The following is a 25,709-nucleotide window of genomic DNA, read 5'->3' on the forward strand; positions in this document are numbered from 1 at the left end:
TCGTTGACGACCATCGCGAGCAGGCTCGCTCCTACAGGGTTTGTGGCATTGGTCAGAACGACGACTGGACCTTGATCCCGCCAATCAGCGCGTCGTCGACCTGGTCCACGCCACCGGGATGGCGGATGTACTGCAGGTTCGGGCGCACGGTGAGCCAGTTCGTGACGTGCACGCCGTAATAAAGTTCGGCGCTGTATTCGGTGTCCTGGGGCGGCAGGAAGGCCGGGTCGTCGTAGTCGAAAACGGCATGGGCCTGATTGGTCGCCTCGGCATTCTTGCGGTACGCCGGGTTGACGTGGACGCGGGCCAGGGCGAAGCCGATGTCATCCTTGGCACGGGCATCGAACAGGCCTTTGTAGACGAGGCCGGCCTGGACGTAGTTGTCGATGGCGTTGGTTTTCTTGTCGTGCATCGTGCCGTTGGCGAACAGGCTCAAGCCGCGGGTGTTATCGCTGGCGACGCTGGTGACCTGCTGCTGAAGGCCGAGCCATACACCGTGCTTGCTTGACGCGCTGCGGTAGGCCTCGCCGCTCAGGGCTGCGGGCTGACCGTTGCTGTCCTTGTAGACGTCGGTGGCCTTGGCGCTGCTGTAGTAGTAACCGGCGCGGTATTCGCCGGGCAGGCCGTTGAGCTTCGGCGTCCACACCAGTTCCACCGGCAGGACCGTGCCCTGGGTGCCGCTGCCGCTGAGTTTGAAGCCGTTGTCGCGGTCGAGGTTCGACGGGTTTTGCTCATAAGCACCGACCTGCGCGTACAGCTCGGATGTCAGGTGATATTTGACCCGCATGGCCCATTGGCTGACCGGCCAGTTGTACCAGATGCCGCCGGCCCAGTTACCGACCTGGGAGCCGCAGAACGCCAGGTTCTGGAAGTCGCAAGGGAAGCTGTTGAAGTCCTCGCCCTCGCCAAAGCGGCCGACCTTGATGTCGAGTGCCTGGTCGAGGAACTTCTGCTGATACCACATCTGCGTCAGGCGCCAGGTCTGGCCACGGCCCCAGACTTCCTGGGCCGAGGTGAAGCCGCCGACCCGCGGATCGTTGATCCGGTCGTTGCTGATGTTGTTGCCGCTGCGTTCGGTCACGGTCAGCTGAAATTCGGCGTCGTTCCAGCCGAGGATCTTCTGCAGATCCAGATGCGTACCGAGGCCGAACTGGTCGCTGTAGCGCGCAGTGCGATCGTGGTCGTAGCCGCCGTGCAGGTTGCTGCCCATTTCGCCGGTGTAATCGAGTTTGAAGTCGTAGCCTTTTTCCGCCAGTTCGGTACGCGTGCCGTTCCAGTCGCCGAGCATCCACGGTGAGTCGCCATCAAAGGCCGCAGCGGCCTGGGCGCAGGTGGCGAGGCTCATCACGGTCAATCCGCCGATCAGGTTCAGGGCTTTTCGGCAGGTAACAGGCATTAAGACAGCGCTGTCTTTCGGAAGTTTGAAATCAGGCATAGAGGGGGAATTCTTGATCTTTTTCTGGGAATAATCGGAATCAGCAGGACGTGATGCGAATCGGCGGAAGCGTTTCAGCTAAGGCGGGCGCAAGGATAATGTTCTGTTACAAATAGAGAAAGCGCTTTGTTGAGATGAATTCTTTCGGATTCGGTAACAATTGTAGGAGCGAGCCTGCTCGCGATGGACTTGAACGAAAACGCGTAAAACCAGATGCCCTGCGGTGTCATTGCGTTTATCGCGAGCAAGCTCGCACACAGGATCCCAAGATCCCAGGATCACCTACATTTGATAGATCGCTTCCACCCGAAGAAGCCCTCGGCTAAGGTGCGCGGCTTCCAATCCTCACTCTGCTTGAAGGCCCGGCATGACCGAACACAATACTGACCCGCTGCACGGCGTGACCCTGGAACAGATCCTCAACGCCCTGGTTGAACACTACGAGTGGTCGGGACTGGCCGAGCGTATTGATATTCGCTGCTTCAAGAGTGACCCGAGCATCAAGTCGAGCCTGACGTTCCTGCGCAAAACCCCCTGGGCACGGGAGAAGGTCGAGCGCCTCTACGTGAAACTGATGCGCACCAAGCGCCCGCTCTGAACAGGGTCAACCCGATGGCGACCGGGTCAGGCGCGCGTCGTCATTTTATTGCCGTGGCAGCGGTCCTGGGCTGGGCCGGATTGAGCATCCAGATGTACCTGATTTTCTACTCGCGGTGGACCCTGGGCGCCAGCCTGCTGGGTGGGCTGATGAGTTTTTTCAGCTACTTCACCGTACTGAGCAACACATTGGTGGCGACAGTCCTGACCTGTGAACTGACGTCCCGCGAGTCGGCGGCGCGGCGCTGGTTTCTGCAGCCGTCGGTCAGTAGCGGCATTGCCGTGAGCATCGCCGTGGTCGGCATCGCCTACAACCTGTTGCTGCGCCATTTGTGGCACCCCGAAGGCTGGCAATGGCTGGCCGATGAGCTGCTGCACGACGTCATGCCGCTGCTGTTTCTGGTGTATTGGTGGTGGTGTGTGCCCAAGGGCCGGTTGCGGCTGGGGCACATCGCGCGGTGGGCGATTTATCCGCTGCTGTACTTCGGCTATTCGCTGTGGCGCGGGCATGTGCTGGCGGTCTATCCCTATCCGTTCATTGATGTGGAGAAGCTGGGTTATCCACAGGTGTTCATCAATGCCGGGGGATTGTTGGCGGGGTTTGTGTTGATTGCGTTGCTGTTGATTGGATTGGATGGGTGGCTGCGACGCCGTGCCAAGGGGCTGAATTTGTAGTGTCTGTGGCATCGCCATCGCGAGCAGGCTCGCTCCCACAAAGGTTTGCTGCACATAGATTCAATGTGGGAGCGAGCCTGCTCGCGATGGGGCCCTAAAGCCGGTCACTCTTCGTCAGTGTTATCCAGCCGCCAGTAACCCACCGCTTTGACAAACTGCTCGTCCAGCCCGTGCTCATCGAGCAACACCCGACGGATCTGTCGTGACACCTTGGTCTCGGTCGCGACCCAGGCATACAGGCTGCCAGTGGGCACCTTGATCTGCCGCACGGTGCTCAGCAAATGGTCCTTGCCACCCTCGCGCAGTACCCAGATCACATTGACCTCGGCAGCGCTCTGCAGCACTTGCTGCTCCTTGCCGTTTTCCACCTCGACGATCACCAGCGCGCGGCGGTTCGCCGGCAAGCCTTCAAGACGCCGGGCAATGGCGGGCAGGGCGGTTTCGTCGCCGATCAGCAGATAGCTGTCGAACATGTCCGGCACGATCATCGAACCGCGCGGCCCGCCGATGTGCAGGAACTGCCCCGGTTTGGCCTGTTCGGCCCAGGTCGAGGCAGGGCCGTCGCCGTGCAGCACGAAGTCGATGTCCAGCTCCAGCGTATCCAGGTCATAGCGACGCGGGGTGTAGTCGCGCATGGCTGGCATCGGCCCATCGCCTTTGCCGGCGCCGAGCACCAGGGTTTCCAGCGCGGCCTGTTCCGCCGCGTTCTGCGGGAACAGCAGTTTGACGTGATCGTCGGTACCAAGGCTGACAAAACCCGCCAGCTCGGGCCCGCCCAGGGTGATCCGGCGCATGCGCGGCGTCAGGTCGACCACCCGCAACACTTCCAGGCGACGGCGTTTGATTTCGTGCATGACGCGATGAATGCTTTGGGTAACAACTTCAGTCATTCGGCTTTCTCCTGGACAGCTTGAACGGCAGGGCCGTCGACGATGGCTTTGGCGGTGTCGTTGAGCAGGGCGGCGACACGCCGGATTTCTTCCGCGCTCCAGCGACCGTGGTGCAGTTGCAGGGCGTGGCGCAGGTTGTGCACCGCCTCGTGGATTTCCGGCGGACGATCATGGCCGCGCAGGGAGCGTTTGCTGACATCGATGCGCACTCGCACACCTTCAAGGGCAACAGCTTGCTCGGCCAGGAATTGACGCCCGGCATCGGTCACGCAATAGCGTTTTTTCCCGCCTTCAGCGTCGCCCTGAATCATTTCGCTCTCTTCCAGAAAGGTCAGGGTCGGGTAAATCACGCCGGGGCTTGGGCTATAGGCGCCGTCGAACATGCCTTCGATCTGGCGGATCAGGTCGTAACCGTGGCAAGGCTGTTCGGCGATCAGCGCCAGTAACAGCAATTTCAGATCACCAGGGGCGAAGACCCGTGGACCGCGGCCACCGCGCTCGCGGCCGGGGCGTTTCTCGAAGCCGTCGCGGCCATCGCCGTGCTCGCGGTGGGGGGAATGATGGTCTCTCATTTGTGCTTTCTCTCGTCGTGTTTAGATACAACTTAAGATATATCTTAAGAAAAAGGCAAGCCCCCCCGATCAGTGGCCGTCCCGAGCGTCGAGCCGATGAGCCCGCCAAGACCGCAAAAAAAGTGTGACCAAAACGGGTGAAAAAGTTTAAATTAGTGTTAACTCTCTAATGTTATGGTTTGGCCTTTAAAAGGCGGGACTTGTGGTACTGGTCTTACAGAAGCAACTTCGTTAGTATCTGCGAGTCATTTTCGTTAGTGTGCGATTTGTAGTATTTCTCTTACAGTAAGACATTCCATTTTAAATAATATCGATTTTTTTCTTTCTGCCTTGATAGCACTTTGGCTACGCACTTGCAGGAACGTTCCTGCTTACTTTCCAGATAAATTGATCGATCATCTTTCGGCGTTGAAAGTTCAGCTGAGCAAATAGCTGCTCGTGACGGTTTTGCTCAACTTGAACTTTCTGCGTTAATCCTTTTTAAAAGACAGGTACTGAAAGATGTTCAAGAAAATCGCGTTCGCTGCTCCTCTGGCTGTTCTGGCACTGAGTTCTTCCATGGCGTTTGCCGCCACTGAAGCCAAGCACGCCATCAACCTGATTGCCCACGTTCCGGCCGACGACTTCTACGCGGTTCCGGTGGATTCTGATCTGGTCAACAAAGACCAGGACATGAGCTACAACCCGTCTACCGGTTCGATGCGAACCGTCGACGGGCACTTTGATGTCCTCCACACCGCCGGCAAGGTAAACGCCCGACTTGAAGGCGTGCCGAAGCTGATTGCCGGTAACAAGACCATCGATTTGAAAGTCGAACTCAACGGCAAGGCGCTGACAACTACTTCGCAAGAAGTTGTTGGCGACACCGAGTCCAATACTCGTTATCGCGCGCCGTTCAAAGTCAGTGCGGTCGGTGGCAAACCTGATGCGGGCGACTATACCGGCGTCGTCATGTTGGTGGTTGAACCTTCCGTCTAAGTTAAAACTCAACGGTAAAACGCTTACTTGCTTCAAGTAGCGTAACCGGTCGACAAACATATCTGTCTGTCGACCGGGCTTTGACTTTCTCGTAATCAGAGTACTTGTTCATGTTCCCGATGACGCCCATCGCGGCAGCGCTTGCGTTGCTGTTATGTAGCAGTGCATTTGCGGCGCCCACTTCCGTTGATAATACGCCACGAAGTTTGCTGGCCCAGGCCAAAGGCTTGCCGTCAGAGTTCGAGGAGCATTTCTTCGACGTTCCGCTGGCGGTTCGGGTCGAACTCGATCAGCAACCGCTCGGCGAGGCGATGATTGTTTTGTCCCGCGATGACCGGGTGACATTGCTCGATTTCACCGATACCAGTGAAAGCCGTTTCGGTGCCGGGGAGCGCCAGACCTGGGCGGATATTCTCAAGCCCGGCGTCGCCTTGGGTGCCTGCACGGGGCAATGCCCGGAACAAATGCTGGCGGTGCACTACAACCTGGAAAATTCATTGCTGTCGATCGTCACCGAAAATGCCGAGCGCGACAGCGAAACCAAGCGTTTCCACGATCAACCCGAAGGCGGCAGCAGCGGCCTGATGGTGCGTAACCAACTCAATCTCAACGGTGGCCAGGATCAAGACCTGGGCGGTCGTTTCGGTCTGGAAGCCAGCGGCAGCCTGGGCAACTGGAGCCAGACCTTCAACATGCAACTGGCACGTCTGGGCGGGCCGGATGACAAGACCTACCACGCGGTGCATGAGCTTTTCACTCAGCGCGAACTGGAAGGCAGTTTCCTCCGGCTGGGCTACTTCACGCCCAATTCCGAGGGCCTGACGCGCCAACCCCGTTCGTTCGGCACCAGCCCCGACACCGCCGTGGGCGTGATGTATGGCAGCTCCGACAGTCTGGCCATCGACAGTCCGAAACCCAGCGTGTACCCGGTTTATGTCACCGCCAACCGTCAGGGCTCGGTAGAGATCTACCGCGATGGCCTGTTGATCAATACACAGTCGGTCCCGGCCGGCTTGCAGACCCTCGACACCCGGCCATTGCCTGGCGGCATTTACGAAGTGGAAGTACGGCTGATCGAGGACGGTCAAGTCACCTCGACCACTCAGGAGCTGATCTACAAGCCGAACAACTGGCGCAACCACGATGAGCGCTGGCGCTACAACCTGTTCGCCGGGCAGGAAAGCAAACTGTTGAGCAACTGGGATCAACAAAGCAGTGGCGATGCCACGGCGGGCGCCTCGATCAACTATCTGCTGCACCCACGGGTGATACTCGGCCTGTCGGCACGCCAGGTGCGGGAAAAGCTCCAGTACGGCAGCTCCATCGACTGGACCCTGGGCAACAGCACCAGTGTCTACGCCAACCTTTACCAGACCGAAGACCACGGCACCGGTGCCGACCTGCAAGGTCTGTACAACTATGGTGCCGGCAGCCTGGTGATCAGCCACAGCCGTAGCTGGCTCGACACCACCAACACCTACGACACGCTGCCCGACGGCACCCGCGTGCGCCAACGCAATGTGTTCACCGGCCAGACCAGCAATTCATCGCTGGCGCTGAACAGCTTTTCCCGCAGAGACGTGTCGACGTACACGGCATCGAGCATGCGCCAGACACGCTGCACCAGTTGATCCTTGGCCGGGCCGCCGGCCTTGAAGTCTTTGCTTAGTTGGGTTTCGAGCAATACTTTCAGGAAGCCCTGTGCCTGGGGCTCATCGGCCAGCTCCGACCAGTGATTGGCCCGGTCAATGCCCCAGCCGGGCACGTCGTTCCAGTGTTCCGCGCTGTAATTGGAGCTGACAGGCGTCCCTCAGCCAGATCGACAAGGCCCTCGACCACGCCATCCGTCAGTTGATAGGCCGTATACGCCAGCATCAATGGCCCCAGGCCCGGCACCAAGGGCGTCGCCACCAGCAAGGCAATGTTGAGGATGTCCGAGAGCATTTTTTCCAGGTTGTCCCACCAGGCCCAGCGAGCCATGCGGTCGGCGTATTCGGTGGAGATGGCGATTTCCCGGGCATCGTTGAAAACCTTGTTCAGGGTCTGCCGGTAGCGATAGCCCCACAGGTCATTGTTGAAGGTCGTCTCCCGGTCGATCTTGATGCTGGACACACTGAATTGCAGATTGGGTTTATCCACAGGCGTTTCGCGCCAGCTCGGCAAGTTGGAACCTGCGGGGGCCGGCTGCCATTTCACGGTGCTCAGGCGCGCGTTCAATCCGGCAAAGAAATGGCCCCGTTGCTCATGGGGCACGAATTGGCTGAAGAAGCGTTGATAGCTGTTGGCGGATTCGCCATCGCGCAACTGGCGTGTCAGTTCAGCCATGAAATCGAGTGAGGAGGGGTATTGCTTGAGCGGGTGCAGCGGATCGTGGGGCACATAGGCAATCACCGGGACCGGGCCGCTGGCGCTGGAGGTATCGGACGCGATCAGGATGATGCCGCTCAGGCGTGTGTCCATCATCGACAGGTTGTAATAGCCGACGGGTTTGCCGTTCCACTCCAGCCGCGAACGGTCGTTGAGCATGCCTTGCACCACGTCAAAGGCCGCCTGGTCGACGTCGTTCTTCATCAGGGCCATGTACGCGGCGGCATTCAGTGCGCTTTTCTGGCTCTGAACGACTTTGTGGCGCAGGACATTGCTCGCCGTTTTGTCGGCTGGCAGTAAAACGTCATTCAAGTGCTGTTGATAGCGGGCGCCGATGTCCAGTTCGCGACACAGGGCCTTGAACTGCTCGATGCTCACTTTGGGCTTGAGCGGTTTGACGTTGAAATGCCCGCGTGTGTCGGGGCGGGTGATGAACTCGGAGTCCTCGGTGAAGGTTTCGTCCCGGGAAAAGTTATGCAGCGCGGCGTCCAGCAGCGAGACCGTGCGGCTGGTGGTTCCGCCGGAGAAGTCATGCACCCACCAAGCCGTCGTCACCGGGGCATAGAGCCGTAGCCAGGTTTCCTCGACATCGTCTTCGACGTCGAAGCGGTCTTTCAATGCGTTCTGCAGCAGGGGTTTGGCAAAGTCGGAAATATCCTTCACATCCTTGAGTGCCGTATCCGCCGTGTTCTGCGCGGTCCAGCCGAGCTGGTTGGCTTTTTTCAACTTGCGGTGAGCGAGTGTTGACGCCTTCCTGTGCCAGTCGGGCAGCGTCAGCCTGACCGATTTCAGGTCGTCCACACGCGATGGCGAGGTGTTCAGCAGCCAGGCAGGAATCGCCTTTTTGACCTGATGGAAGTGGATGCTTTTATCGAGCGGGGCGATGTCGAGCGGGTCGGATCCCTGAATCGCCGAGGGGGTCGTGGGCATTGCTTGATCGTCCTTTGATCATGATTCGGACGACCAGACTAGGTAGGCCTGTGGCGCAAAAAAAGCTCAAAGATTGGTTGTAAAAGGTGCCGGGTGCGGCTCGACTCTCCAAAAATCAAGGAGTGAAAAATACATATGTACCGCCACCCGGTTCAGCCGTTGGCCATCGCTCAACGGCCGGCGGTCACCTGGGTTGGCTGACACATCGTATGGGTGCCCGGTTGCAAGTAAGGGGTCAGGATCGGCGCCATGCCCTTGAGTACCTGCACCGGCAACGCCGAGGTGAAGGTGAAGGCCTCCGCCGAGCGCCCCGGCACGAAAGCGGTCAGGGTGCCGAAGTGGGTATCGCCGATGTAGAACACGAAAGTCGCCGTGCGGTTGAGGGACTTGGAGCTCAGGACCCGTCCGCCGGAACCGATGGCTTCTATGCGGTTGTCACCGGTGCCGGTCTTGCCGCCCATGGCCAGCGGCTTGCCGTCGGGCAGTTTGAACGTGCCGGCGACCCGTTTCGCGGTGCCGGCATCCACCACTTGCGACAGGGCGTCGCGCATGGCGGTGGCGACTTCGGATGGCATCACCCGTTTGCCGACCTCCGGGTCATTGATCAGTTTGGTTTCATAGGGCGTGCCGGCGGCGAAGTGCAGGCTGTCGATGCGCAGGGTCGGCATGCGTACACCGTCATTGAGGATGGTGCCAATCAGCTCGGCCAACGCGGCGGGACGGTCGCCGGAGCTGCCGATGGCGGTTGCCAGCGACGGCACCAGGTGGTCGAACGGGTAGCCGACTTTTTGCCAGCGCTGGTGGATGTCGAGGAAGGCCTCGATTTCCAGCATGGTGCGAATGCGGCTGTCACGGGCGCCCTTGTGTTTGCTCTTGAACAGCCAGCTGTAGACTTCCTGGCGTTCGAACTGGCTGGCTTTGACGATCTGGCTGAAGGTCGCGTCCGGGTTGTGCAGCAAGTAGCCCATCATCCACAGGTCCAATGGGTGAACCTTGGCGATGAAGCCCTGGTCCGGCAGGTCGTATTTGCCGGGGCCGTAACTGTCGTAGAGCCGGATGAGGCGATCATCGGTCAGTTTTTCGGTGAGCTTGGCGCCACTGAGGTTCGAGCGTACGAATGTGTTGAAACTTTCCTGGCTGGCTAGCGGCAGCAGGTAACGGTGCACGGCGGCCAGGCGGATCGGCGTTGGGCGCATGCCGTCGAGGAAGGTATCGAGCCGTGCCTGGGTGTCCTTGTTTTTGTACTTTTTCCAGAATTTCAGCAGGAACGAAGTGCCTTCGCGGTCGGCGAACGAAGCCAGGTATTCCTGGCGACGCGGGTCGTTGTCGTCCTTGAGCAGTTCGGAGCTGTTGTTGGGACCCGAATACGTGGTGTAGCGCACCAGGTCGCGCATCAGGCGAATGAAGGGCAGGTTGATCGACTCGCGAATGGCATCGCGCAGGGTCGGCATGCGGCCGTTGTCTTCCTTGCGGAAGTTATGGAACACGTGCAATCCGCCACCGGTGAAAAACGCTTCGCCAGGGCTGGCGGAATACTTGCGGTCCAGCGCCGCACCGAGCATGGGCTGCAGGCTGCGGTCCTTGTTCTGAATCAGATAATCGACCACCCAGCGGGTCAGGTGATCCTGTTCCGGCACGTCGACTTTCTTCAGTTCCGGGATGGTCATGCCGGCATATTTATCGTGCAACTCGGAAATGATCTGCAGATAGGTGGTCAGCACGCGCATTTTTGCCGTGGAGCCCAGTTCCAGTTTGCTGCCTTCATTGATGTCGAACGGTTGATCGGTGCTGTCGGTCTGCACCCGCACCCGCGAACCGTCCGGGGTCAATTCGAACAGGGTGAAGCTGTAGCGCACTTGCGTGGTGCTGGTGGGGGTCAACAGATGCTCGCCGATCAGGCCAATCTGCGAGGCGAAGGCCGGGTCGGCGAGTTTTTTCAGGTACTCGGTGGCCTGGGTTTGCAGTTCATTTTGCAAGGTGCTGGTGGCCGAGAGGTCGAGGCGGTCGAGGTCGTAGAGCGGACGATTGAGCATCCCGGCCAGGCGGCTGCGTGCCACGCTGATGCCCTTGTTGGCTTCGATGGGCTGAATGGTCGGCTGGGTGGCCCAGTCGCGGTAGGTCACCTTGCTGGCCAATGCGGCGGCGGCGAACGGCGCGTCGATCACGCCATTTTGTGCCAACAGGCGAATGTGGCTGTCGGTGAGGTCGACCAGTTCGTCGCGACCCTTGGTCAGGTAATGGGAAGGGCGGCGCTGGGCGATCATCAATGACAACATTTCGCGCAGGGCCAGACCTTTCGCCGCCATGGTTTTCGGGTCCGTCGCAGTGCTGGTCAGGACCTCGTTGGCCTGGTTGAAATCGGAGCCGTACCACACCCGCAAGCCTTCGGCCATGCCGTGCACTTCGCCGTGGCCGGGCACGGCTGACAGCGGCACGCTGTTGAGGTAGTCGCGAACAATGTTCTGCCGGGCAGCGAGGGTCTGTGGCCCGGCCTGATAGGCGCGCACGGTGGCGGAAATCATCTGGCGGATTTTTTCCGCGCCATTGACCGTCAAGCCATCGGGCGAGTGCCGGTATTTTTCCAGCTGAGTGGCCAGGGTACTGCCGCCGGCCGATTGACCAGGCACATGCAACATTTTGGCAACCTGGGACCATGCCGCCATGCCGAAACGCGGCCAGTCCACGGCGGGGTTGGCCAGGGGTTGTTTGGGGTCAAGCAGAAAACGGTTCTCGATGAACAGCAGGCTGTTGACCACCACCGGCGGGATGGAGTCAAAGCTGGAGTAAAGCTGTTGCGGATAGTTGTATTGGTACAACGGCGCGGCGCGGCAATCGGTGATCGATAACCCGGCCTGGATTTTTTCGGCGTAGGGTACGAACAGGCCTTTGTCGGCGTAGCTCATCAGTGCCGGGGAAAAGCGGGTTTGCGCTTCGATGACGAAATTGCGCTTGAGCAGACGGGGCAGGAACTCACCCAGCGAGCTGTAGCCCAGACGCTGGTCGAACGGACCGGCGCCGGGGTAGCGAATGGCGTCACTGGGGCCGGGTTTGAGTTCATAACTCAGGGTTCCGGCAAACTTGCTGACCTCTCGCGCTTGAAACCTCGACGTGCGCATCTCCTTGGACGCCGCCAGGCCTACGACAATCGCAATGATCAATATCAGCAACCAGAACGCCTTCCACCCGTGCTTGATGCGGCTGCGACGGGGTTTTTCAGGTATAGGCGCTTCATCCACACGTTCAGTCGGGACCACAGTTTTACTCGAATCGGTTTGCCATAACGCGCCCATAGTCGACTGATCCATTCACGCAGATTGATCTGACTTGTCTGAAGCTTAGACGGTGGTTGGCGATGGTGAAAAAATTGTGAACCTCCAACTATCGGGTTTCTTCTGATTTCTGTGGCGAGGGAGATTGGTCCGGCTCGAATGCGCAGCAGTCGAACACCAGTCAACCGGTTCAGTCAGACATAACCCGATGACAGGGGTTGGGGCCGCTTCGCGCTCCAGCGTCGGAACGCCGCCCGGAGCAGGCTCGCTCGCCACAAGTAATTGCCTCAGGCAGGCACTGATACCGCCTGTGATCTTTTAATGGTCTGATTCAAGCGTTTGTTGAACTCCAGCCAGGCCCCCAGCAACGCCATCAACCCCGCCCCCACCAGCGCCGTGAAGATCTGCATGGCGAAGGCATCGTCGGTCATCGCATTGACCATGTCCGCCAGGGGCGCCAGCAGCACGCCCAGGCAGAAGATTTCCAGGGAGAAACGACCCATGCGGCAGCTTTGCCGGGCCAGCCAGTTTTGCGTCCAGCCGCTGTCAGGCAGCAGTTTTGCGGTGACGTAGGCCAGCGCCAGAAAGTGCAGCAGGCGCACGGGTGACAGGTTGGTCTTGCTGATCGGGTACAACAGGTTACTCAGGCCGGCCGGCATCAGCGCGTCGTGGATCTGCGGCCAGCGCCACAACACCGTCAGCACACCGGCGACCACAACGTATGCCGCTGCCGTCATGAACAACGGCTGGCGAATCAAAGGTCGGGGCTCGGGCAAGCGCGGGCGCTGTGAGTGAATCGCCGCCGCACCACCGAGCACGAACAGCAACTGCCAGGCGACCGGGTTGAAGTACCACACGCCGTCCTTGATGGCGGCCAGGTTCCAGCCCAGCCACTGCGCCAGCAGGTACACCGTCAATGACACCGCCACCACCGCCCAGGGCTTGCGCACCAGCAGCGGCAGTACCAGCGGTAACCCGGCCAGCAATACGATGTACAGCGGCAGCGGGTCCATCAGGTTCGGTTTGAAGCGCAGCAGCAGTTCATCGATCAGGGCCTGTTGCGGGCTGGCGATGAAGTGGTGCATGCCCATTTCCTCTACCAGATCCCGGGTCTCCACGTGACTGTTGGCGAAGAACACAATGCCCATCAGCATCGCCAACAGGAAAATATGCACCACGTAGAGCACCCAGGCCCGGCGCAGGATCTTCACGCAGGCAATCAGAAACCCCTCGCGCGCGAGGACTTTGCCGTAGGCCAGCACTGCCGCATAACCGGCCAGAAACACGAAGACTTCGGCAGCATCGCTAAAACCGAAGTTACGCAGGGTGATTTGACCCAGAGGGTTGTGGGGCACGTGATCCCAGAAAATGAAGATCAGTGCCAGGCCACGAAAAAAGTCGATCCGGTGATCGCGCTCTAACGTCATGACATCAGGCTCTTGAACGGGTGTTGAACAAAGGAGTCCGGGAAGGGCGAAAGGTTGCGCCCGCACATCGGCGGCGCGCAGGGTGGCGTGATTCGCCGGCAAATGCAAAGGCGGGATATTTCGGAATGTCTCGTGGCGTGGTGGCAGCGTTTAACCGCTGGTCTGAAAGGCTGCGATACCTGTGATTTCTGACAGTAGACAAGCTCAAATGACTGTGGATGTACCAGGTTCCAACACAGGGTTGTCAGCATGAGACGGGTGTGGAAAGGCTTGTCCAGCTACACGGTGATTGGCGTTGCAAACACGTTGATTCACTGGCAGATCTTTTTCCTGCTCAGCGTGGCGGCCGGTTTGACTCAGGCTGCCAGCAATCTTGCAGCCTTCTGCGTGGCGGCCTCGTTTTCGTTCTACATGAATGCGCTGTACACCTTCGATGCCAAGGCCTCGGTGGGCGGTTATCTGTTGTTTCTTGTGGCGATGGGCGCGCTGAGCCTGGGCGTCGGGCACCTCGGTGACGCATGGCGGCTGCACGGCCTGCTGACCGTGGCGCTGTTTTCGGCGTTAAGCCTGGTGTTCGGCTTCCTGTTTTCCAAGTACGTGGTGTTTCGCGAGCGTGAAGCATGAAAGTGTCGCTCATCGTCCAGGTATTCAATGAAGAACAGGCGATCAACCTGTTTTACCAGGCGGTGCGTCGTGAATTGAGGCTTGACCGGACCGAGGTAGAGATCGTCTTCATCAATGATGGCAGCTCAGACCTTACGGGCGAGCAGGCCACAGCCCTGGCGCAGGCGGACGATCAGGTCATGCTGATCAATTTCTCGCGCAATTTCGGCAAGGAGCCCGCCCTGTTCGCCGGCCTGGAATATGCCACCGGCGATGCGGTGATCCCGATGGACGTCGACCTGCAGGACCCGATCAGCGTCATTCCCTTGTTGATCGAGCAATGGCAAAAGGGCGCCGATGTGGTGCTGGCCAAGCGTCGCAATCGGGCCACCGACAGTTATCTGAAACGCCACAGTGCCTCGCTGTTCTATCACCTGTTGAACCGGATTTCGTACACCCGGATCGAAGAGAACGTCGGTGACTTCCGCCTCATGGACCGCAAGGTGGTCGACGTGATTCGCGCCTTGCCCGAGCATCAGCTGTTCATGAAGGGCGTGCTGTCGTGGGCCGGGTTCAACAGCGTCGTGGTGGAATACGAGCGGGCCAGGCGGGTGGCGGGGGACAGCAAGTTCAACGGCTGGAAGTTGTGGAACCTGGCACTGGAAGGCGTGACTTCGTTCAGCACCGTGCCGCTGCGCTTATGGACGTACGTCGGTGGCTGCGTATCGATCTTCGCCGTGCTTTACGCGGTGTACATGGTGCTGGACAAGATTTTCTTCGGCAACAGCGTGCCCGGTTATCCGTCGTTGATGACCGCCATTCTGTTTCTTGGCGGTGTGCAGTTGATCGGCATCGGCGTCCTCGGTGAATACATCGGCCGAATCTACATCGAGTCCAAGCACCGGCCGCGCTATGTGGTCAAAGACATCGTCGGCGGCAAAAGCAGGCATGGGCCTTAGCATGGGCAGATTCAGTGATTTCTTCGTCAGGGAACTCGGACGCCGACAGGTCTGGCTGTTTTTCCTGCTGGCGACCTTTTTGTATGTGTTGCCGCTGATCCTGGCGGATTACCCCTACATTGATGATAACTGGCGCTCGCTGTCGGCGGGGATGGCCTGGGCCGAAGAGGGGCGGCTGTTCGCCGAGCTGTTCTATAACCTGCTGACCTTCAGCAACGCCGCGCCGAACATCTTTCCGTTGCCGCTGTTGATCGCGACCGTGGCCATGGCCTCGGCACTGACCAGCCTGACCTTTCATTACTTCCGTCAACCGACGGTCGCCAGCTGTCTGGTGCTGTTGCCGCTCTGGTACAACCCGTTCTTCCTGCAAAACCTGTCCTATCACTACGACGGCCCGATCATGGTCCTGAGCGTGGTGGCGGTGATCTACGCCATCACCTTTCGCCACCCCTCGCGCAATGTGCAATGGCTGGTGCCGTCGTTCCTGATTGCACTGGCGCTCGGGCTGTATCAGGTGAGCCTCAATGTGTTTCTCGGCCTGTGTTGCCTGGAGGTGCTGCGGGCCGCCAACGACAAAGTGGCCTGGCCGCAGTGGGGCGGCCTGATCGGCTGGAAGCTCGCTCAGGTCATGCTGGGCTGGCTGATCTACGGCGTCAGCGCCTACCCCTTCATGGGAGAGCGGCGCACGCAGTTGCTGAACTGGGGCGCGCATCCCTTGCTGCAAATCCAGATCAACATCGGTCGGGTGCTGGAAAAGGTGGTGTTGTTGTTCCATGGCGGATTTGCCTGGGTGTTCGCCGGGTTGTTGCTGTGCGCCGTTGTCGGTGCGGTTCACCTGGGTTCACGGGTTGTGCAGCGTCCGGACAGTGGGCCGGTGAAATGGTTGATCGGCCTGCTGTGTGTGCTGTGCGTGCCCATCGTGCTGCTGTTGGTGTCGGGTGTTGCCCTGTTTTTCCGCGACTTCAACGAAGGCGCCAGAACCTTGATGGGCTTCGCCGTCTTGCTGGTGCTGATGTTCTACCTGGCTCATCTGGCACTGGCACCCCTGCACGAGCGATTTCCGCTGCTGCTGGTGGTGCCGCTGGTGGCGATGCTGTCACTGTCGTTCGCCTATGGCCGGGTACTGACGCAGCAGAAAACCTTCGCCAGCAGCGCGCTGTACAGCCTTGAGTACGACATCGCCAGCCATCGGGCATTGCGCGAGGCCAAGCGCATCTACCTGTCGGTGACTTATTCCGATCATTGGCTGGCGGGGGCCTCGGGCTCGTTCAAGCACATGCCGGTGTTGCACTATCTGCTGAATACCGACTTCTTCATGCTGGCTGAAAACCTGCCCACGGTGGGCATCACCAACGTGGTTGCGGAGAAGGAACGACGTAACGCGACGAAGGTGGGGTATCAAGGCTTTCCCGCGTTGGTGGAGAGCCAGTTCTACCGGATCTACCTGATCGGTGATTACGGCTTTATCGTGATGAAAGAACCGGCCCCGATCAAAACGCTTCATTGGTGAAGCGCAGTGACGAGGCCGTGGCGGTCAGGCAGCCGCGACCTCATTGGGCTCGAAACTGTCGGCCCGCGCCATTTGCCACATCCGCGAGTAAAACTCGCCGTTCACTTCTCCGGTCAGCAGTTCGCCCGGCTTCAGGAACACATGCAGCTGCGAGAACAGTTTGATCTCGGTCGCCGACATGCGCCGCACCAGGTGCCTGGCCGACAACTGCGACGGATGTTCGAGGCCGGCGGCGGCGAGCATCTCGGCCAGGCCCTTGAGGGTGTTGCGGTGGAAGTTGTAGACGCGCTGGGCTTTGTCCGGCACAACCAGCGCCCGTTGGCGCAAGGTGTCCTGGGTGGCAACGCCGGTCGGGCATTTGTTGGTGTGGCAGCTTTGCGACTGGATACAGCCGATGGCAAACATGAAGCCACGCGCCGAGTTGGCCCAGTCGGCTCCGATGGCCAGGACGCTGGCGATATCGAAGGCGCTGACGATCTTGCCGCTGGCGCCGAGTTTGATCTTGTCCCGCAGGTTCAGGCCCACCAGGGTGTTGTGCACGAACAGCAGCCCTTCGCGCATCGGCACGCCGATGTGGTCGGTGAACTCGACGGGCGCGGCGCCGGTGCCGCCTTCCTTGCCGTCGACCACGATGAAGTCCGGGAGGATGCCGGTTTCCAGCATGGCCTTGGCGATCCCCATGAACTCCCACGGATGACCGAGGCAGAACTTGAAGCCCACCGGTTTGCCGCCGGACAGTTCACGCAACTGCTGGATGAAATGCATCATTTCGATCGGCGTGGAAAACGCGCTGTGGCGTGACGGCGAGATGCAGTCTTCGCCCATCTGGATGCCGCGGGTATCGGCGATTTCCTGGGTGACCTTGTGTTTGGGCAGAATCCCGCCGTGGCCCGGTTTGGCGCCCTGGCTCATCTTGATTTCGATCATCCGCACCTGTGGCGTCTGCGCCTGCGCGGCGAAGCGTTCCGGGTCGAAACGTCCGTCCGGGGTGCGGCAACCGAAGTAGCCGCTGCCCAGTTCCCAGGTCAGGTCGCCGCCGTGTTCGCGGTGATACGGGCTGATGCTGCCCTCGCCGGTGTCATGGGCGAAGTTGCCGAGTTTGGCGCCCTGGTTCAACGCGCGAATGGCGTTGGCGCTGAGCGAGCCGAAGCTCATGGCCGAAATGTTGAACACCGACGCCGAATACGGTTGGGTGCATTGCGGGCCGCCGACCATCACGCGGAAACCGCTGGGGTCGCTCAGCGGCGCCGGACGCATGGAATGGCCGATGAACTCGAAACCCGACTGATACACGTCGATCAGGGTGCCGAACGGCTTGTCGGCGCTTTCATTCTTGGCGCGGGAGTAGACCAGCGAACGCTGGGCCCGGGAAAAGGGCAGGGCGTCGCTGTCGGATTCGAGCAGGTACTGGCGGATTTCCGGGCGAATGGCTTCGACCAGGTAACGAATATTGCCGAGGATCGGGTAATTACGGCGCACCGCGTGCGGGCTTTGCAGCAAATCGAAAACACCGATCAGGCTGAGTACGCCCGTGACAGCGGTGATCGGCCACAGCCAGTCGTGTTCGAGAAAGGGCAGACTGGCGAGGGTGAATATCACGCAGACGGCAAAGAAGGCGTAGCGGCTCAGCAGCGACAGGCTCATACGGTTTCCTTGGGTTCGGACTCAATTATTCGGCTAAACGCAAATCACTGTAGGCGCGAGCCTGCTGGCGATGAACCAGAGAACACCACGGGGCATCAGGTTTCCCGCGTTATCGTTCACGATCATTGCGAGCAGGCGCGCTCCTGCGGAAAAGCATTTCCGTGTTATGTCAGGCATTCTGTGCCTGCAGAAAAATCGAAAACAGCTCGGACTGGGACTTGATCCCGAGCTTGCTGTACATGTGTTTCTTATGGACCTTCACGGTTTCGATGGAAATTTCCAGTTTGCGGGCGATTTCCTTGCTGGAGCAACCGCTCAGCATCAAGCGCCCGACATCCAGCTCCCTGGCGGTCAACTGCGCGCCTTTGAGTTGCTGCACCGACGCTTCCAGTTGCACGCGCCAGTCGCCTTGTACCGGGGTCGGCGCAAGCGCCACCATCTCGTTGATTTCATAGGCTAGACGCTGGCGCAACAGGCCAAGCACCCACGGCTGGATCAGCGACAGCAAGGCAATCTGCCCGGCACTGAAGCGCTGCTTGCTGCCCAGGGACAGGCACAGCGTGCGGTCGCCTTCGAGCTGGCAATTAAACTGGATTTCGTCCGCCACGACATTCACACGAAAGTAGCGTTGATAGTACTCGGTGAGTTCGAAATGCTCCGGCGCCACTTCAGAGAGGCGATACAACCCGGTGCGCGATTGTTCGCGGCAGGCGATGTAAAACGGGTCGAGCAGGTACAGCCCGCGCAGGTAATCCTGAAACAACTGATCGGGGCCGCCGTCTTCGCCAGGGCATTCGGCGAACACCTGCGGGTGCTGATCGGCGCTGAACAGCAGGGCCACCCAGCTGTCGCACGGCACGTACTGATCCAGCAAACGCACCAGTTGCGTCCAGAAATTGGGCTTGTCCAGGGCGTCGATCAGGTGCCCGACCGAACGGTGCCAGGCGATGTCGTCCAACGAGAGTGTCATGCCTCTACCCCTATCGTGTTACCCCAGCGGCGTAATTCCCCGCCTGCGTGCTTGCTGCGCATACTGGCGCACAGACAGCGACCGGGCAATCTTTCCGGCGCCCGGCATCCATGACAAGGAATCCCCATGAAGGTCGAACTCGCCCAACTGGCGGGCCGTGACAACGACACGGCTTACAACCTCGAACGCGCTCTGGCGGCGATCAATGCCTGCGCCGCCGATACACAACTGATCCTGATCCCGGAAAGCCATTTGATGGGCTTCCCGTCGGCCGAATCCGTGGCCGAGATCGCCGAACCACTGGACGGTCCGACCGTCAGCGCCATTGTCGCCGCCGCCCGTGAACGCAAGATTGCCGTGGTCATCGGCACCGCCGAGAACGACAACGGCCGTTTCTACAACACCACGCTGCTGATCACGCCCGAAGGCATCGCGCTGAAATATCGCAAGACGCACCTGTGGGCCTCGGATCGCGGCGTCTATGAAGCGGGCGACCGCTATGCCACTTGCCTGTGGAACGGCGTGCGCGTCGGCCTGCTGATTTGCTACGACATCGAATTCCCCGAAACCGCCCGTGCCCTGGCGCAATTGGGCGCCGAGTTGCTGCTGGTCACCAATGGCAATATGGACCCCTACGGCCCGACCCACCGCACCGCAATCATGGCTCGTGCCCAGGAAAACCAGGCGTTTGCGCTGATGGTCAACCGCGTGGAAGCGGGCGATGGCGGCTTGCTGTTCGCCGGCGGCAGCGCGTTGGTGGATCCGCTGGGCAGCTTGCTGTTCGAGGCCGGGCGCGAGGAAGGGCAGTTTGCGGTCGAGTTGGACCTGAACCGGTTGACGGCGGCACGCCAGGATTATCGGTATCTGGATGATCAGCGGCTGAAGTTGCCGGGGGCGGTGGTTGAGCATGCATCCGGGTTGCGAGAGCTGCTGATACCGGCGCGTTGATCCGGATTCTTTGGCATCTGCCCTAGCACCATCGCGAGCAAGCTCGCTGCCACATTGGATCTGTGTGAGCCGTGCCCTTGTGATCAAACCCAATCCCTTGTGGGAGCGAGCCTGCTCGCGATGAGGCCCGGTCAAACGATACACCCCCATGACAACTCACTGTTTTTCACCGCCATGAGCTACGGCTGCATGGCTTCCTTGTGGGTTGATGATGTGGCGAAGAGCAAAAACGGCGAACATCCTCTCGGGGGTGCGCCTTTTTCGTTCAAGCTTGAATAGCTTGCTGCTTCGCCCGCTTTTTGTCTTCGTGCTTCTGCTTGTCGCTCGCAAGGGCGTTGATGCAGTAGTTGACGTGGTAAAAGGTGAAAAGCACCGAAAATATCCGGTTTATTCGTGGCGCGAAATTGTGCTCAGTCAAGGCGTACGTCCTGAGTGCCGTTCTTACGCGGAAGCACCAATTGACGGTAATCAACCAGATCGCGACGGACCAGAATACTGTTAGCCAATGGGCGAAGGGGGCAACGAGGGGGACCAGAAAGGCCCCCATGCTGATGAAAGTCAGATACCCGACCAGAAAAGATGTACTCATGACCTTGATGCGAGTGACCTCTTCAATTGCTGTAGAGGTTTTGTACAGCCAGATATATGAATAGAGCCCCCATGTCACCAGAGACAAAAGAAAGAGATGAAATGTCTTGGTGTTGATTTTTTCTTTCAGCGTTGAGATGTCGGACATGCAAGGGCTTCCATAGGCTGCGAACGTGGCGGTGGACCGTTGAAAATCGGTACAACCACGCTACCAAAGTCGTTCGTGGGAAATTTCCGGGCTTGCCAGCGGACCGTTCTGGTCCTCGGCGAGCCCCAGCCCTTGGCCGAGGCAAAAAGGCGTGGGATTCTTTACAGCCCTTACACGCACCCTTGGTCAGCAATGTCTTTTCCTACTGATGCTTCTCTCATTGATTCCGCACTTATCCACATCGCCGCCGCCCTGCTGATCGGCCCCGACGGCCGTACCTTGCTGGTGCGCAAGCGCGGCACCGAGGCATTCATGCAGCCGGGGGGCAAGATCGAAGCCGATGAACAACCGATTCATGCCCTGGCCCGTGAGTTGGACGAAGAGTTGGGATTGATCATCGATCCAGCGAACGCGACTTTTCTCGGGCAGTTCTCAGCTCCGGCTGCCAACGAGCCGGGTTTTATCGTACAGGCGGAAATCTTTCTGCTGACCATTGAGGCCGAAGTTTCCCCGGCAGCAGAGATCGAAGAAGTGATCTGGATCGACCCGGCCACCGACGGCAATGTCACCCTGGCGCCATTGACACGGGACCTGATCCTGCCGTTTTATCGGGCTTCGCTGGCCGCAATCGCCTGATCATCCACGCCAAGGAACCGCCATGATCCCGCTTCAGGATTTGCTGATTTTCGCCGCTGCCGCGTTGCTGATGGTGCTGACGCCGGGGCCGAACATGATCTATCTGATCTCCCGTTCGATCTGCCAGGGGCGCAAGGCCGGTGTGACGTCGTTGCTGGGTGTGGTCTCGGGTTTTTTCGTGCACCTGTTCGCCGCGGCTGCCGGTTTGACCGCCGTGTTCCTGGCGGTGCCGATGGCTTATGAAGTGTTGAAATGGGCCGGCGCGCTGTACCTGCTGTGGCTGGCCTGGCAGGCGGTGAAACCCGGGGCGCGTTCGCCGTTCGAGGCACAGCAGTTGCCGCCGGATTCGTCGCGCAAACTGATCACCATGGGTTTTCTGACCAGTGCCCTGAACCCGAAGATCGCGGTGTTCTACCTCTCGGTGTTTCCGCAGTTCATCAGCCCCGAACACGGTTCGGTGTTCACCCAGAGCATCGTGCTGGGCCTGACCCAGATCAGCGTCAGTTTCTGCGTCAACCTGATGATCGCCCTGTTTGCCGCGGGCATCGCCTCGTGGTTCGTCAACAACCCGACCTGGCTGGCGCTGCAGCGTTATTTCATGGGCTTCGTGCTGTCGGCGCTGGCGCTGCGGCTGATGCTTGAACAACGCCGGATGGCCTGACCATGTGGATTGAACGTCTGGATGCCAGCCACGCCCTGGCTTACCGGGAGTTGATGCTCGAAGCCTATGACCGTCACCCGCAGGCCTTCACCTCTAGCGTGCGCGAGCGTGCCTCCATGCCATTGCAGTGGTGGGAGTCGCGCCTGACCAGCAAGCTGGATCGGGTGTTCGGCGCGTTCGAAGAGGGCAGGTTGGCGGGCATTGCCGGGCTGGCCCTGGAGCCTCGGGAAAAGGCCAGGCACAAGGCCACGCTCTTTGGCATGTACGTGTCCGCCGATGTCCGGCAACGCGGGCTTGGCTATCAGCTGGTGCAGGCGGTGTTGGCCGAGGCGCAGCAGCATCCGGAACTGCGGCTGATTAAACTGACCGTCACCGCCGGCAATGACGCCGCGTTCTACCTGTACCAGCGTTGCGGGTTCGTCCAGTTCGGACTTGAGCCGATGGCAGTGCGGGTGGGCGAGGAGTATTTCGACAAGATTCATATGTGGCGACAGTTGTAAGTGCGCCGCAAATCCCTGTGGGAGCGGGCAAGCCCGCTCACAAAGGGTGTGGTGTTCTAGCGAACCGCGCTAACCCCATCCAGCGTCGAAAACGACGTGTCCTTCGCCGTCAGCAGGAAATCACGCATGTACGGTGCATCGAGCATGTCGGTGCGCACCGCCGCGTACAGCGTCGCGAACAACCCTTTCTCGCCGAGCCGCTTGGCCTTCACGTAACCCCGTGAACTGTACTCGTGCAGCGCCCAATGGGGCATGCCGCAGACGCCGCGTCCGCTGGCCACCAGCTGCATCATCATCACCGTCAGTTCCGAGGTGCGCACCTGCGCCGGTTCGATATCGGCCGGTTCCAGGAAGCGGGTGAAGATGTCCAGCCGGTCGCGCTCCACCGGGTAGGTGATCAAGGTTTCCGTGACCAAGTCTTCCGGGACGATGTAGGCCTTGCTCGCCAGACGGTGCTGGTTGGCCACGGCGAGCATCGCCTCGTAGGTGAACAGCGGTACGTAAGTGATCCCGACCAGATCCAGTGGATCGGAGGTCACCACCAGGTCCAGATCGCCACGGGCCAGGGCCGGCAAAGGCGCGAAGGAGAAACCGGAAGCCAGGTCCAGTTCGACCTCCGGCCAGGCGTCGCGGAATTGATCGATGGTTGGCATCAGCCACTGAAAGCAACTGTGGCACTCGATCGCCATGTGCAAACGCCCGGCGGTGCCACCGGCCAGCCGCGCGATGTCGCGTTCAGCGGCGCGCAGCAGCGGCAGGGTGGCATCGGCCAGTTGCAGCAGGCGCAATCCGGCGCTGGTGAAGCGCACCGGTTTGGTCTTGCGCACGAACAGCGGCATGCCCATGCGCTCTTCCAGTTCCTTGAACTGGTGGGACAGCGCCGACTGGGTCAAATGCAGGCGGTCGGCCGCATCCACCAGGCTGTCGGCTTCGCGCAAGGCGTGCAGGGTCTTGAGGTGACGGATTTCAAGCACCGTGGGCTCCATGAGGAAAACTTGTGATCAACACGAAAAGGTTGAGTTTGTCTCATGTTGGTCTGGCTGTCGACAATGGCGCCATCTTTTAAGGGAGGAAACTCACCATGGCCTTGGCCCACACCCTAGGTTTTCCGCGCATCGGCGCCGACCGCGAATTGAAAAAAGCCCTCGAATCCTACTGGAAGGGCGATCTCGACCAGGAGGCGCTGCAAAGCGTCGGCCGCCAGTTGCGCGCCACCCACTGGCAATTGCAAAAAGACGCCGGCATCGACCTGTTGCCCGTCGGTGACTTCGCCTGGTACGACCAGGTGCTGAGCCACTCACTGGCCTTCGGTGTGGTCCCCGAGCGCTTCGACAGCACCAGGGACGCGCACGGCCTGCCGACCCTCGACACCCTGTTCGCCATGGCCCGTGGCGCCACGGCGACCTGCTGCGGCGGTGAACATGGCCAGGCGCAATACGCCCAGGAATTGACCAAGTGGTTCGACACCAACTACCACTACCTGGTCCCGGAATTCAGCGCCGAGCAAACATTCAAGCTGAGCTGGGAACAGCTGTTCGACGAAGTCGACGAAGCCAGGGCCCTCGGTCACAACGTCAAACCGGTGATCATCGGTCCGCTGACCTACCTGTGGCTGGGCAAGGCCAAAGGCAACCCCTTCGACAAGCTCGACCTGCTGGAACGCTTGCTGCCGGTGTACAACGAAATCCTCGGTCGCCTGGCGGCCCAAGGCGTGGAATGGGTGCAGATCGACGAACCGATCCTGACCCTCGACCTGCCGCAAGCCTGGAAAAACGCCTTCGAACGCGTCTACCACATCCTTCAGTACTCGCCACTGAAAAAACTCGTGGCGACTTACTTCAGCGGCCTGCAAGACAATCTCGGCCTCGCCGTCGGCTTGCCGGTGCAGGGTTTGCACATCGATGCGGTGCGCGCGCCCGACCAACTGCTGCATGTGCTCGATCGCCTGCCCACCTACAAGATTCTCTCGGTGGGCCTGGTCAATGGCCGCAACGTCTGGCGCTGCGAGCTGGAGCCGGTGCTCGCACAACTGCAGGCCGCCCAGGAACGCTTTGGCGACAATCTGTGGGTCAGCAGTTCCTGCTCGCTGCTGCACAGTCCGGTGGATGTGGAGCGTGAAGACAAACTCGATCCGGAGCTCAAAAGCTGGCTCGCGTTTGCGGTACAAAAGTGTGGCGAAATCGCAGTGCTTCGCGATGCCTTGAACGATCCACAGGCGCCCAAGGTGCAAGCCGCCCTGGCCGAGAGCCGCGCCGTCCAGCTCAGCCGCGCCGAGTCGCCGCGCATCCACAAGGCCGACGTTCAGGCACGTGTCGCGGCGATCGGCCCGGCGGACAGTCAGCGTCATTCGCCGTTTGCCAAGCGCATCGAACAGCAGCGTGCACACCTGAAACTGCCGGCGTTCCCGACCACCACCATCGGCTCGTTCCCGCAGACCGCTTCGATCCGTCTGGCACGCCAGGCCTTCAGGCAAGGCAAGCTGTCGGCCAATGACTACACCGATGCCATGCGCCACGAAATCCGCCACTCCGTGCAGATTCAGGAGCGCCTGGGGCTGGATGTGCTGGTCCATGGTGAGGCCGAGCGCAACGACATGGTCGAGTACTTCGCCGAACAGCTGGACGGCTACCTGTTTACCCGTTTCGGCTGGGTGCAGAGTTACGGTTCGCGCTGCGTGAAACCGGCGATCATTTATAGTGACCTGAGCCGACCGAACGCCATGACCGTCGACTGGATCACTTATGCACAGGGCCAGACCGACAAGGTCATGAAAGGCATGCTCACCGGTCCCGTGACCATGCTGATGTGGTCGTTCCCCCGTGAGGACGTTTCGCGCAAAGTCCAGGCGCAACAATTGGCCTTGGCGTTGCGTGACGAAGTGCTGGACCTGGAAGCTGCCGGCATCAAGATCGTGCAGATCGACGAAGCCGCCTTCCGTGAAGGCCTGCCGCTGCGCCGGGCGCAATGGCAGGAATATCTCGACTGGGCGGTGGAGGCGTTCCGCCTGAGTGCCAGCGGTGTGCGTGACGAAACCCAGATCCACACCCACATGTGCTACAGCGAATTCAACGACGTGATCGAAGCCATCGCGGCCATGGACGCGGACGTGATCACCCTGGAAACCTCGCGTTCCGACATGGAGTTGCTGGAGGCCTTCAACGCGTTCGACTACCCGAACGACATCGGTCCGGGCGTCTACGACATCCACTCGCCACGGGTGCCGGACACCGCCGAGATGGTCAAACTGATGAGCAAAGCCGCGAAACGCATTGCGGCCGAGCGTTTGTGGGTCAATCCCGATTGCGGTCTGAAAACCCGCGCCTGGCCGGAAACCGAAGCGGCGCTGGTGAACATGGTGGCGGCGGCGCGACAGTTGCGCAGCCAATTGGCTTGACCACCTCC

21 protein-coding genes and 2 pseudogenes are annotated in these 25,709 nt (G+C 60.1%); 12 read left to right on the forward strand and 11 right to left on the reverse strand.

Annotated elements, in window-relative coordinates; genetic code table 11:
* Positions 1 to 52 precede the first annotated feature (52 nt).
* The gene (locus ACGJAX_RS11320) at positions 53 to 1,435 is read right to left on the reverse strand and encodes a carbohydrate porin (RefSeq protein ID WP_390958932.1); all 1,383 of its coding nucleotides are present in this window, start codon (positions 1,433 to 1,435) and stop codon (positions 53 to 55) included.
* A gap of 367 nt (positions 1,436 to 1,802) precedes the next feature.
* Here ACGJAX_RS11320 and ACGJAX_RS11325 point away from each other — a divergent pair, with 367 nt between their 5' ends.
* The gene (locus tag ACGJAX_RS11325) at positions 1,803 to 2,033 is read left to right on the forward strand and encodes a VF530 family DNA-binding protein (protein WP_007985772.1); all 231 of its coding nucleotides are present in this window, start codon (positions 1,803 to 1,805) and stop codon (positions 2,031 to 2,033) included.
* A gap of 14 nt (positions 2,034 to 2,047) precedes the next feature.
* Entirely contained in the window at positions 2,048 to 2,707 is a 660-nt protein-coding gene (locus tag ACGJAX_RS11330) for a Pr6Pr family membrane protein (RefSeq protein ID WP_390958934.1), read from the forward strand.
* Between the two features lie 104 nt (positions 2,708 to 2,811).
* On the opposite strand, the gene ACGJAX_RS11335 is transcribed toward ACGJAX_RS11330, so the two are convergent.
* Together ACGJAX_RS11335 and ACGJAX_RS11340 are read right to left on the reverse strand one after the other, a co-directional pair.
* A complete protein-coding gene (locus ACGJAX_RS11335) occupies positions 2,812 to 3,597 on the reverse strand; it encodes a siderophore-interacting protein (RefSeq protein ID WP_390958936.1) in 786 nt (261 codons plus the stop codon).
* On the reverse strand, positions 3,594 to 4,169 hold the full coding sequence (locus ACGJAX_RS11340) for a PadR family transcriptional regulator (protein ID WP_247257982.1): 576 nt from the start codon (positions 4,167 to 4,169) through the stop codon (positions 3,594 to 3,596). The genes ACGJAX_RS11335 and ACGJAX_RS11340 overlap by 4 nt, the downstream gene beginning before the upstream one ends.
* A gap of 501 nt (positions 4,170 to 4,670) precedes the next feature.
* Here ACGJAX_RS11340 and ACGJAX_RS11345 point away from each other — a divergent pair.
* Positions 4,671 to 5,147, forward strand: a complete 477-nt coding sequence (locus ACGJAX_RS11345; RefSeq protein WP_090316659.1) for a CS1 type fimbrial major subunit — start codon at positions 4,671 to 4,673, stop codon at positions 5,145 to 5,147.
* 110 nt (positions 5,148 to 5,257) lie between these two features.
* Positions 5,258 to 6,709, forward strand: a pseudogene (locus tag ACGJAX_RS11350) (TcfC E-set like domain-containing protein); the annotation flags it as partial.
* On the opposite strand, the gene ACGJAX_RS11355 reads toward ACGJAX_RS11350, so the two are convergent.
* From ACGJAX_RS11355 to ACGJAX_RS11370, 4 genes and pseudogenes are all read right to left on the reverse strand, one after another.
* Positions 6,625 to 6,912, reverse strand: a complete 288-nt coding sequence (locus ACGJAX_RS11355; RefSeq protein ID WP_390958938.1) for an NEL-type E3 ubiquitin ligase domain-containing protein — start codon at positions 6,910 to 6,912, stop codon at positions 6,625 to 6,627. The pseudogene ACGJAX_RS11350 and the gene ACGJAX_RS11355 overlap by 85 nt on opposite strands.
* A 32-nt stretch (positions 6,913 to 6,944) precedes the next feature.
* Positions 6,945 to 8,444 (reverse strand): annotated as a pseudogene (locus ACGJAX_RS11360) (dermonecrotic toxin domain-containing protein); the annotation flags it as partial.
* 170 nt (positions 8,445 to 8,614) lie between these two features.
* Entirely contained in the window at positions 8,615 to 11,734 is a 3,120-nt protein-coding gene (locus ACGJAX_RS11365) for a transglycosylase domain-containing protein (RefSeq protein ID WP_390959847.1), read from the reverse strand.
* A 266-nt stretch (positions 11,735 to 12,000) separates the two neighbouring features.
* The gene (locus ACGJAX_RS11370) at positions 12,001 to 13,140 is read right to left on the reverse strand and encodes an OpgC domain-containing protein (protein ID WP_390958942.1); all 1,140 of its coding nucleotides are present in this window, start codon (positions 13,138 to 13,140) and stop codon (positions 12,001 to 12,003) included.
* Between the two features lie 249 nt (positions 13,141 to 13,389).
* On the opposite strand from ACGJAX_RS11370, the gene ACGJAX_RS11375 reads away from it, so the two are divergent.
* Genes ACGJAX_RS11375 through ACGJAX_RS11385 form a run of 3 tightly spaced genes read left to right on the forward strand, consistent with a single transcriptional unit; the run spans position 13,390 to position 16,212 of the window.
* On the forward strand, positions 13,390 to 13,764 hold the full coding sequence (locus ACGJAX_RS11375; RefSeq protein ID WP_090316690.1) for a GtrA family protein: 375 nt from the start codon (positions 13,390 to 13,392) through the stop codon (positions 13,762 to 13,764).
* Complete coding sequence (locus tag ACGJAX_RS11380; protein ID WP_390958944.1) at positions 13,761 to 14,702, forward strand: glycosyltransferase; 942 nt, start codon at positions 13,761 to 13,763, stop codon at positions 14,700 to 14,702. Before ACGJAX_RS11375 ends, ACGJAX_RS11380 begins: the two co-directional genes overlap by 4 nt.
* Before the next feature lies 1 nt (position 14,703).
* Positions 14,704 to 16,212, forward strand: a complete 1,509-nt coding sequence (locus tag ACGJAX_RS11385; RefSeq protein ID WP_390958946.1) for a glucosyltransferase domain-containing protein — start codon at positions 14,704 to 14,706, stop codon at positions 16,210 to 16,212.
* Positions 16,213 to 16,236: 24 nt separating this feature from the next.
* Here the strand turns inward: ACGJAX_RS11385 and ACGJAX_RS11390 are convergent, their stop codons facing one another.
* Both ACGJAX_RS11390 and ACGJAX_RS11395 read right to left on the reverse strand, forming a co-directional pair.
* A complete protein-coding gene (locus ACGJAX_RS11390; RefSeq protein ID WP_390958948.1) occupies positions 16,237 to 17,856 on the reverse strand; it encodes a glutamate synthase-related protein in 1,620 nt (539 codons plus the stop codon).
* Positions 17,857 to 18,025: 169 nt separating this feature from the next.
* On the reverse strand, positions 18,026 to 18,826 hold the full coding sequence (locus ACGJAX_RS11395) for a LuxR C-terminal-related transcriptional regulator (protein ID WP_390958950.1): 801 nt from the start codon (positions 18,824 to 18,826) through the stop codon (positions 18,026 to 18,028).
* 126 nt (positions 18,827 to 18,952) lie between these two features.
* Here ACGJAX_RS11395 and ACGJAX_RS11400 point away from each other — a divergent pair, with 126 nt between their 5' ends.
* Positions 18,953 to 19,774 (forward strand): nitrilase-related carbon-nitrogen hydrolase, encoded by an 822-nt coding sequence (locus tag ACGJAX_RS11400; protein WP_390958952.1) that lies wholly within the window; start codon positions 18,953 to 18,955, stop codon positions 19,772 to 19,774.
* A 265-nt stretch (positions 19,775 to 20,039) separates the two neighbouring features.
* Here ACGJAX_RS11400 and ACGJAX_RS11405 read toward each other — a convergent pair whose 3' ends face one another.
* Positions 20,040 to 20,510: a DUF4234 domain-containing protein gene (locus ACGJAX_RS11405; protein ID WP_247257971.1), complete on the reverse strand. Its 471-nt coding sequence runs from the start codon at positions 20,508 to 20,510 to the stop codon at positions 20,040 to 20,042.
* Positions 20,511 to 20,702: 192 nt separating this feature from the next.
* Here ACGJAX_RS11405 and ACGJAX_RS11410 point away from each other — a divergent pair, with 192 nt between their 5' ends.
* Genes ACGJAX_RS11410 through ACGJAX_RS11420 form a run of 3 tightly spaced genes read left to right on the forward strand, consistent with a single transcriptional unit; the run spans position 20,703 to position 22,307 of the window.
* Positions 20,703 to 21,146: an NUDIX domain-containing protein gene (locus ACGJAX_RS11410; RefSeq protein ID WP_390958954.1), complete on the forward strand. Its 444-nt coding sequence runs from the start codon at positions 20,703 to 20,705 to the stop codon at positions 21,144 to 21,146.
* Positions 21,147 to 21,168: 22 nt separating this feature from the next.
* Positions 21,169 to 21,807 (forward strand): LysE family transporter, encoded by a 639-nt coding sequence (locus ACGJAX_RS11415; protein WP_390958956.1) that lies wholly within the window; start codon positions 21,169 to 21,171, stop codon positions 21,805 to 21,807.
* A gap of 2 nt (positions 21,808 to 21,809) precedes the next feature.
* On the forward strand, positions 21,810 to 22,307 hold the full coding sequence (locus ACGJAX_RS11420) for a GNAT family N-acetyltransferase (RefSeq protein WP_248914448.1): 498 nt from the start codon (positions 21,810 to 21,812) through the stop codon (positions 22,305 to 22,307).
* Positions 22,308 to 22,363: 56 nt separating this feature from the next.
* On the opposite strand, the gene metR is transcribed toward ACGJAX_RS11420, so the two are convergent.
* Complete coding sequence (gene metR / locus ACGJAX_RS11425) at positions 22,364 to 23,281, reverse strand: transcriptional regulator MetR (protein ID WP_090316714.1); 918 nt, start codon at positions 23,279 to 23,281, stop codon at positions 22,364 to 22,366.
* Between the two features lie 107 nt (positions 23,282 to 23,388).
* On the opposite strand from metR, the gene metE reads away from it, so the two are divergent.
* Positions 23,389 to 25,701: a 5-methyltetrahydropteroyltriglutamate--homocysteine S-methyltransferase gene (gene metE, locus ACGJAX_RS11430; RefSeq protein WP_390958958.1), complete on the forward strand. Its 2,313-nt coding sequence runs from the start codon at positions 23,389 to 23,391 to the stop codon at positions 25,699 to 25,701.
* Positions 25,702 to 25,709 lie beyond the last annotated feature (8 nt).

The organism is Pseudomonas moorei (assembly GCF_042846945.1).
In the GTDB taxonomy this organism is placed as follows: Bacteria; Pseudomonadota; Gammaproteobacteria; order Pseudomonadales; family Pseudomonadaceae; genus Aquipseudomonas; species Aquipseudomonas moorei.

What these genes read in the sequence shown, in the direction of transcription:
- ACGJAX_RS11320 (WP_390958932.1), bottom strand. Translation starts at nt 1,435, where the DNA reads ATGCCTGATTTCAAACTTCCGAAAGACAGCGCTGTCTTAATGCCTGTT.
- ACGJAX_RS11325 (WP_007985772.1), top strand. Translation starts at nt 1,803, where the DNA reads ATGACCGAACACAATACTGACCCGCTGCACGGCGTGACCCTGGAACAG.
- ACGJAX_RS11330 (WP_390958934.1), top strand. Translation starts at nt 2,048, where the DNA reads ATGGCGACCGGGTCAGGCGCGCGTCGTCATTTTATTGCCGTGGCAGCG.
- ACGJAX_RS11335 (WP_390958936.1), bottom strand. Translation starts at nt 3,597, where the DNA reads ATGACTGAAGTTGTTACCCAAAGCATTCATCGCGTCATGCACGAAATC.
- ACGJAX_RS11340 (WP_247257982.1), bottom strand. Translation starts at nt 4,169, where the DNA reads ATGAGAGACCATCATTCCCCCCACCGCGAGCACGGCGATGGCCGCGAC.
- ACGJAX_RS11345 (WP_090316659.1), top strand. Translation starts at nt 4,671, where the DNA reads ATGTTCAAGAAAATCGCGTTCGCTGCTCCTCTGGCTGTTCTGGCACTG.
- ACGJAX_RS11365 (WP_390959847.1), bottom strand. Translation starts at nt 11,734, where the DNA reads ATGGGCGCGTTATGGCAAACCGATTCGAGTAAAACTGTGGTCCCGACT.
- ACGJAX_RS11370 (WP_390958942.1), bottom strand. Translation starts at nt 13,140, where the DNA reads ATGACGTTAGAGCGCGATCACCGGATCGACTTTTTTCGTGGCCTGGCA.
- ACGJAX_RS11375 (WP_090316690.1), top strand. Translation starts at nt 13,390, where the DNA reads ATGAGACGGGTGTGGAAAGGCTTGTCCAGCTACACGGTGATTGGCGTT.
- ACGJAX_RS11380 (WP_390958944.1), top strand. Translation starts at nt 13,761, where the DNA reads ATGAAAGTGTCGCTCATCGTCCAGGTATTCAATGAAGAACAGGCGATC.
- ACGJAX_RS11385 (WP_390958946.1), top strand. Translation starts at nt 14,704, where the DNA reads ATGGGCAGATTCAGTGATTTCTTCGTCAGGGAACTCGGACGCCGACAG.
- ACGJAX_RS11390 (WP_390958948.1), bottom strand. Translation starts at nt 17,856, where the DNA reads ATGAGCCTGTCGCTGCTGAGCCGCTACGCCTTCTTTGCCGTCTGCGTG.
- ACGJAX_RS11395 (WP_390958950.1), bottom strand. Translation starts at nt 18,826, where the DNA reads ATGACACTCTCGTTGGACGACATCGCCTGGCACCGTTCGGTCGGGCAC.
- ACGJAX_RS11400 (WP_390958952.1), top strand. Translation starts at nt 18,953, where the DNA reads ATGAAGGTCGAACTCGCCCAACTGGCGGGCCGTGACAACGACACGGCT.
- ACGJAX_RS11405 (WP_247257971.1), bottom strand. Translation starts at nt 20,510, where the DNA reads ATGTCCGACATCTCAACGCTGAAAGAAAAAATCAACACCAAGACATTT.
- ACGJAX_RS11410 (WP_390958954.1), top strand. Translation starts at nt 20,703, where the DNA reads ATGTCTTTTCCTACTGATGCTTCTCTCATTGATTCCGCACTTATCCAC.
- ACGJAX_RS11415 (WP_390958956.1), top strand. Translation starts at nt 21,169, where the DNA reads ATGATCCCGCTTCAGGATTTGCTGATTTTCGCCGCTGCCGCGTTGCTG.
- ACGJAX_RS11420 (WP_248914448.1), top strand. Translation starts at nt 21,810, where the DNA reads ATGTGGATTGAACGTCTGGATGCCAGCCACGCCCTGGCTTACCGGGAG.
- metE (WP_390958958.1), top strand. Translation starts at nt 23,389, where the DNA reads ATGGCCTTGGCCCACACCCTAGGTTTTCCGCGCATCGGCGCCGACCGC.